This window comes from Pseudomonas sp. 22490, from assembly GCF_052044465.1.
GTDB lineage: Bacteria > Pseudomonadota > Gammaproteobacteria > Pseudomonadales > Pseudomonadaceae > Pseudomonas > Pseudomonas aeruginosa.
This window is the reverse complement of record NZ_JBQENS010000072.1, coordinates 1-5,952: the sequence shown is the minus strand read 5'-3', so window position 1 is coordinate 5,952 and position 5,952 is coordinate 1. Positions and strand designations below refer to the sequence as shown.

The following is a 5,952-nucleotide window of genomic DNA, read 5'->3' as shown; positions in this document are numbered from 1 at the left end:
GAAGGCTCCATAACAAAAACCCGCCCTGGATCGCGAGATATACCAGTGAAATAAAGATCGCAACCCGCCGAGGGCGAAGAAACTTTCTTATCAAAATGACCCATGTACCAATAATAATATTCAGCCCTAGCGCCCTGAGCAAAGAATAACGATGGCAATAAGCACGCCATAAAAAGCGATATCTTCAGGGCTGATATACATTTCTTAATCCTCATTTATCCTTTCTCCGGGCAATAAAAAAGCCGGGGCGGAGTGACCGCCACCGGCTTGACTGAGGGTCGATTAGGTCCCTGCGCGCTGGGCTTTCTTGGCGGCACCGATCAGGGCCACCAGGCCGAACATGGCACCGGTCACAGCCGCCGCCGCAGTCAGACCGCCCGCGATATAGGCCAGGGCCTTGGTAGTGTCGATATCGCCCTCAGCGGCCATCGAGAGGCCGGACGTCATCAGCAACGAGCCACCGATAACGGCTTCACGCTTGCCCAGGGAGAACAGTTGTTTCAGTTGTTTCATGGAACTTACTCCATTAGTGTGGAATTGATGTGCGCATCTTCTTAAACACCCAGACCGCGACAAACAACGTCAACAGACCGCCGGTGATTTGAGCTTTCTGCGCAATTGTCATTGCAGGAGTTAGAAACTCCCGCATTTCCTGGACCGTAAACGTCTTCATTTGGCCCTGGCAGATAGTTGAACCATCTTCCCTAGCCAACCAAACACCGTCACAGCCCAAAAAATTCATGCTTATCCCCTACCCGTCCTTTTTCGCCGAAAAAGGCCGGGACCCTTAAGCGGCTTTCTCCTGAACGGTTTGAAGTTTCAACGGCATGCCGTCGCCCGACAGCCAATAATCGAATCCGGCGTTACCGGACTTACTCGCCCAGGCCTGGATAAATACCGGGACGGACACCGTCTTGCCCTTCTCCATCTTCCAGACATTATTGAGCCCGCCATCCATATGCCGTTTCGAAATACGGACCTGGACAACCTTGGTTTCCGGCATGCCGAACTTATTGGTTTGCTCAACCTGGACGAGCACCGAGTGTTCAACAATCTGCGAAGGACCGTTGGCGGTATTGACGTTGCGAGTATCGGAGTAATAGCCCTGGCACAGGCCGATGAGAGCGAGCATATGATTTACCTCAGGGGTTCAACTTGTGGGCTTGTGCCCGGTTCACGAAATGCCCATGCGGGCGGCGTCACGCTCCGGCCGCGCCGGAACGTCTTGAAGTCTCGGTTGATGCGCTGCCGGCGAACGGCCTCGGCGGCCTGTTCCTGGACGACTCGGCGCATGACCAGGTCCAGGACCTGGCGCACCAGGTGCTCGTCCTCGACGAGGTGGGAAAGGTCTTGCTCCAGGTCCCAGCGGAGCGACTGGTGGGCCACCTTATCCATCGCTGCGCGCCCACACGCCCACGGCGTGGATGACGGTAGCCGCAAAGGCCAACAGAGCCAGAGTTTCCAAGGTGGCTACCAGCATCACGCGGCCTCCACGGTCGGCTCGACGTACCAGTCGGGGCGCTGGGCGCTGAAATCGACCTGGACGAACCGCAGCAGCGGTACGACGTTGTTCGCCCGGTCCGCTTCGTGGAGCTTCTGCAGGGCGGCTTTCGACAGGCCGGCCTCGCAGATTTCCTTGATATGCCGGTAGAACGTCGGGCGAGACATGGAGTCCATCGTTTCCTGCCACCCGTAGTCCTTGAGGCTGCGGTACGTCCGAAACAGGTTTCGAGCGTGGCTATCGTTGGGCTTGCCCTTACGGTCGTACTTCAGGTGTCGCTCAGTCAGTGCGGCCAGCACTTTTTCATCATCAATCACACGCATCTGGATACCCTCAAAGGCCGCGAAAAGGTCCGCTGTAACCGCTTGCCAGCACTCCTGAATCAGGCAGCGCCCCTCTTCTTGGAGCCGCTGCTGGTAGGCGATCAGATCAACAAGCCGAGACGGGATGCCCCGGCGTTCCAGCCACCGGTGCATTACCGTGGCCTCCATGCGGAGCAGGTAGCGCACCCACTCCTGCAACCGTGGGTCAGACATGACCCGAGCAGACCGAGCAGCCGACAGATCGGCCCGCCCTGCCCGCTTCAATTCGTCCAACTGGGCCTGAAACTCGGTGTGCTTGAGATACGCCTTCAGGCGCTTTAGGCGGGATTCTTTCGCGCCCCAGTACGCGGACGTCTGGTAGTTGTCGCCGCGACTCTTGGTGTGGCCGTTGCTGACGTTGGTCAGCGCCTGGATGACCTGGAGCGCCGTGCGTTCGTCCGGCAGCCGGCTGGAATACGTGCAGTCCAGGGTGTAGACCTGCGTCGCTGACACATCGAGCTTCGCGAAGAGGTCCGGGTAGCTTCCGGCTAGCCACTTGAACATCACCTCGGCCCCCTTCTGGATGCAGGTTGGGCCAAACACGTTGTGCCCCTGGAGCAACTTCGCCGGGCTGGCCTTCAGCTCTACACCGGGCATCAGGCGCTTACCCAAGGACTGGTGAAACACCTTGAACGCCAAAGGCGTGAAGCCCGTACTCAGTGACTCCCAGGTGTGCCGCAAGTAATCCGCCTGTAGCTCTCCGCCCTCCCCTCGGCTGATCTGCCCTTGGAGCGGCACGCCCAGGCTTTCCAGATCCACGACGTGCACCGGATCCGCACGCCCTTCCACCCCGAGCAGTTCGATGTGCTCGAGGCGGAACGGAACGAAGAGGTGCAACTTGTCGAGCATTGAAGAAATCCCTGTCAATATCGGCATGCCGATACTTATTGGACGGGATCATAAGACTTGCCGCTACCGACAATCAACAACTTTTGTACCGTTATTCCGGTACTGTATGGAACAACAGTGCATAGGATCGAGTCATGAGCACCACCAACCAGGAACGAGCCATGACCATTGCCCTCAACCTGAAGCGTTTCAGGGAAGCGAAGAAGCTCACCCAGCGGGAAGTGTGGGAAGCCGCAGGTATCAGCAAGTCCAGCTACACCTCATACGAAGCCGGCCGCTCAGACCCTACAGGCGAGATCATCGTGCGCCTTGCAAAAGCGCTTGGGGTGAGCACGGACGAGTTGCTGCTTACCGAGCAAGAAAGGACGGTATCCGAAGACCTGGCGCCTATCCTGCGCCGCTTTGACGCCTTACCGCCGGATATCAGGAACCAGGCACGCATTGCCTTGAAAGGCGTTCTCTTCGGTTACGAGCAGGAAGCACTTCGATAACTCGAAAAGTCTCACCATGAGACAAAAGTCCACCATTAGAGATGGTGGACCCGGCTGCGCCGGGATCGCTCCCGGCCACCCCTCCGCAACACCCACCCATCAACACCAAGGGACGCTGTCCCTTGTCATCCCTGCCCTTCGCCAGGGGGTCAGAGGGCAGGGGGAGAAAAGCTTCCCCCTACCCTATGACCGGAGGCTGTCTTTGTCCGAGGTGGTTCAAGGGTTCGCTCCGCCCGGGACTCCGTTTGTCACCGCGAGCGCTGACAAGCCGGGGTCGCGGCCCTTGACCTGCCGGGACTCCCAAGAGGCTGGGGATCCAAAGAGCGGGCGGCGCTATTTATCGTGACGAACCTATGGCGTCACATTAAATACCGACGAACGGTCGCTATTTATCGTGATTCGTCACGTTAATTCCTATGTTTATCGTGACGCGTCACGTATAATTATCCCATGCCCAGCCAGCATGGAGACGCCGCAATGATTGACCCAACCGACAAGCAAACCCAACCCCTCCCCCTGGAGCAGCCGAAGCGCGGACGCGGTCGGCCAGCCACCGGCAAAGCCCTGACGGACGCAGAGCGAGCGCGGCGCTACCGGGCGAACAAGAAAAAGCGTGACGATCAACCGTCACGAAAACATGCCCCATCGATCCCCGCCGATGGCGTAAAGGAAATCCTCGACGGCTGGCAGCGCACCCAAGAGGAGTTCGACCAGGCACTGCAACGAATTGCCGAGCTGGAAGCCGAATTAGCGTCACGCGTCACGAAAAAAGAAGAGGCCGAGGCGAAGACTTGGGCAATTCAAGAGCGCAAGGGCAAGGCGCGCTGGCAGACCATCAGCAAGGGCCTGACCCGGAAGGCCGGAGAACGCCAGTTCGACAAGCTGCTGTCGGGCCTGACAGATCCGCGCTACACCTACCGCATGATTGAAGAATAAGCGTGACGTCACGCAAATAAAGAGGTCGCATCGCATAATGGGGATTACGTGTAAATGCTTGACCGGACTGCAATTTTCCGGTCTGCGCATTCTCCCTTCGGTCGGGCCTGGCCTAACGTAATCCCGTCCACATTATGCGAAGCCATAGATACGAACCCCTGAGCCAAGAGGCTCGCATCGCTCATAGCGTCCTGGGCGTCCTGCTGCTATCCGGCACGATGGTTACTCGTGTCGAGAACGCATCCCCCGGCGTCGGCGATGTCGCTGCGCGCCCTCGCTCAATCGCCGTCGCCGGGTCAACTGACGGACTTGTGATCAAGCCTCGCGTGCTGTTGCCGCTGGCATAAGTCGGTGGCATCCGCGTGTCGTCGAAATAGCCGTTGTTCACCACGTCCATGCAGAACTCGAACGTCGTGTGCATCCGCGTGACCTGTTGCGTGTAGCACTGGCAGACCATCACCCGGCCATTGTACGTGCCCATCGGAATTCGCCGCTCAGGAGCCTTGCTGATCAAGTTCGGGTCCGAGCTGGCCGCACACACCGGCCGAGGGAAATCCCTGGGCTTGTTCAGATCGTCATAGCGCGGCGCCGAGGCCACCAGATCGGGCACCCTGGGCGACATATCACCGATGAACTCATCGGCCGATTTCGGCCCACTGGAGGCCCTGGGGGCTGCCTGAACAGCATTTCCAGCCCCAGGCAGAACACCCGCTGACGCCTCAGCCGCATGACTCCTCGCAAGAGCCGCCTCTTTCTCCTCATCACCCTGTTGCATGGCGGTCACGACCAGCCCAACAAGCACACCGATCGGAATCAACATCAGCGCGATGATCAGCGGGATTTTCTTCATGTAGCTGGGCGTGATCGGCTTGTGCGTGTGCACCGTCGACGACTTGTAGACGCCGAAATACGCCTTATCCAGCGTGACCCGCTCTTCCTGGGCCTGCTTGAAGTTGCTGCGCCGCTCCGGGTTGTCGATGCAGAACTCGTACTCATGCCGGAAGATGCCTTTCTCCCGGCCATAGGGCCGAATGAAGTTGATGTGCTTGCCGACAAGCTTGCGCACTGGCGTGCACAGCAAGCTGGGATGCTGAGTGATCAAGTGAATGTCCAGGCCCTGGTGCCGGTGCGTCTCGAAGCGCGTGACTTTCTCCGGGCGCGCCCTGGAGCCATCGTTACCGAACACCCGTTGCGCTTCGTCGATCACGATCACCGAGCCATCAGGCAGGTTGTACCACTCTTCGGGCGTATCGAACTCGACCCACTTCGACTTGAGCCGATCCAGCTTCATATCCGGGATGCCGTAGTAGTAGATCGTCCTGGGCGGCAGGTCCGGATTGTCCGGGTCCTTGTGCAGCCGCTTGGTCGGGTCGTCCGGGTCCGGCTGGTGTTCAATGTCGATTTCCCGAATCGCGTTCAAAGTCTTGCCAGCACCTGGCAGACCGGTGCGCAGATAGAGCATGTTGGTCCCCTCCTCGCTTACTTCGGCCCGGTCCAGCGCATGCCGGACTTGCCGCCAGACTTGTCCATACCCCACAGCACAGCTCGGGCGATGTACGCGGAGAACAGGATGTTGATGCACACGTCAACTTGCAGAAGCCCCAGGACTTGAAGCCACTGCGCAGGCACGCCACCCAGGTTGCTGAATACGTAGTCCTTGGCCTGATCCATCACCGCCTTGACGCCGACGAAGGCAACAGCGGTGAATCCCAAGCCGCGCAGCAGCTTCCAACCCAGCGGGATCAGCGACCAGCCGATGGCCCGCAGTAGTACCCCGATCAGTAACGGCATCAGTTCAACCCTCGCGCAATGA

The 5,952-nt window shown here is 58.9% G+C and carries 8 protein-coding genes and 1 pseudogene; 2 read left to right on the top strand and 7 right to left on the bottom strand.

The genetic code is table 11. The features are described 5' to 3' along the window. The 5 genes and pseudogenes from ACTJJX_RS34615 to ACTJJX_RS34595 form a co-directional block, all read right to left on the bottom strand. Nucleotides 1-215: pseudogene (locus tag ACTJJX_RS34615) on the bottom strand (hypothetical protein); the annotation flags it as partial. A 67-nt stretch (nucleotides 216-282) separates the two neighbouring features. After that, nucleotides 283-513: a hypothetical protein gene (locus tag ACTJJX_RS34610; RefSeq protein WP_019416411.1), complete on the bottom strand. Its 231-nt coding sequence runs from the start codon at nucleotides 511-513 to the stop codon at nucleotides 283-285. A gap of 274 nt (nucleotides 514-787) precedes the next feature. Then, nucleotides 788-1,132 (bottom strand): DNA-binding protein, encoded by a 345-nt coding sequence (locus tag ACTJJX_RS34605; protein ID WP_016852945.1) that lies wholly within the window; start codon nucleotides 1,130-1,132, stop codon nucleotides 788-790. A 5-nt stretch (nucleotides 1,133-1,137) separates the two neighbouring features. Then, the gene (locus tag ACTJJX_RS34600) at nucleotides 1,138-1,395 is read right to left on the bottom strand and encodes a hypothetical protein (protein ID WP_031638158.1); all 258 of its coding nucleotides are present in this window, start codon (nucleotides 1,393-1,395) and stop codon (nucleotides 1,138-1,140) included. Between the two features lie 84 nt (nucleotides 1,396-1,479). Then, the gene (locus tag ACTJJX_RS34595) at nucleotides 1,480-2,712 is read right to left on the bottom strand and encodes a phage/plasmid replication protein, II/X family (RefSeq protein ID WP_023101274.1); all 1,233 of its coding nucleotides are present in this window, start codon (nucleotides 2,710-2,712) and stop codon (nucleotides 1,480-1,482) included. A 134-nt stretch (nucleotides 2,713-2,846) separates the two neighbouring features. Here ACTJJX_RS34595 and ACTJJX_RS34590 point away from each other — a divergent pair, with 134 nt between their 5' ends. Together ACTJJX_RS34590 and ACTJJX_RS34585 are read left to right on the top strand one after the other, a co-directional pair. Continuing rightward, nucleotides 2,847-3,203, top strand: a complete 357-nt coding sequence (locus ACTJJX_RS34590) for a helix-turn-helix domain-containing protein (RefSeq protein WP_003144162.1) — start codon at nucleotides 2,847-2,849, stop codon at nucleotides 3,201-3,203. A gap of 477 nt (nucleotides 3,204-3,680) precedes the next feature. Then, complete coding sequence (locus ACTJJX_RS34585) at nucleotides 3,681-4,139, top strand: hypothetical protein (RefSeq protein WP_440782060.1); 459 nt, start codon at nucleotides 3,681-3,683, stop codon at nucleotides 4,137-4,139. Nucleotides 4,140-4,320: 181 nt separating this feature from the next. Here the strand turns inward: ACTJJX_RS34585 and ACTJJX_RS34580 are convergent, their stop codons facing one another. Next, the gene (locus tag ACTJJX_RS34580; protein ID WP_050156882.1) at nucleotides 4,321-5,601 is read right to left on the bottom strand and encodes a zonular occludens toxin domain-containing protein; all 1,281 of its coding nucleotides are present in this window, start codon (nucleotides 5,599-5,601) and stop codon (nucleotides 4,321-4,323) included. A gap of 17 nt (nucleotides 5,602-5,618) precedes the next feature. Continuing rightward, nucleotides 5,619-5,952 (bottom strand): DUF2523 family protein (locus tag ACTJJX_RS34575; RefSeq protein ID WP_217967322.1); only part of this gene is annotated, 334 nt, incomplete at its 5' end.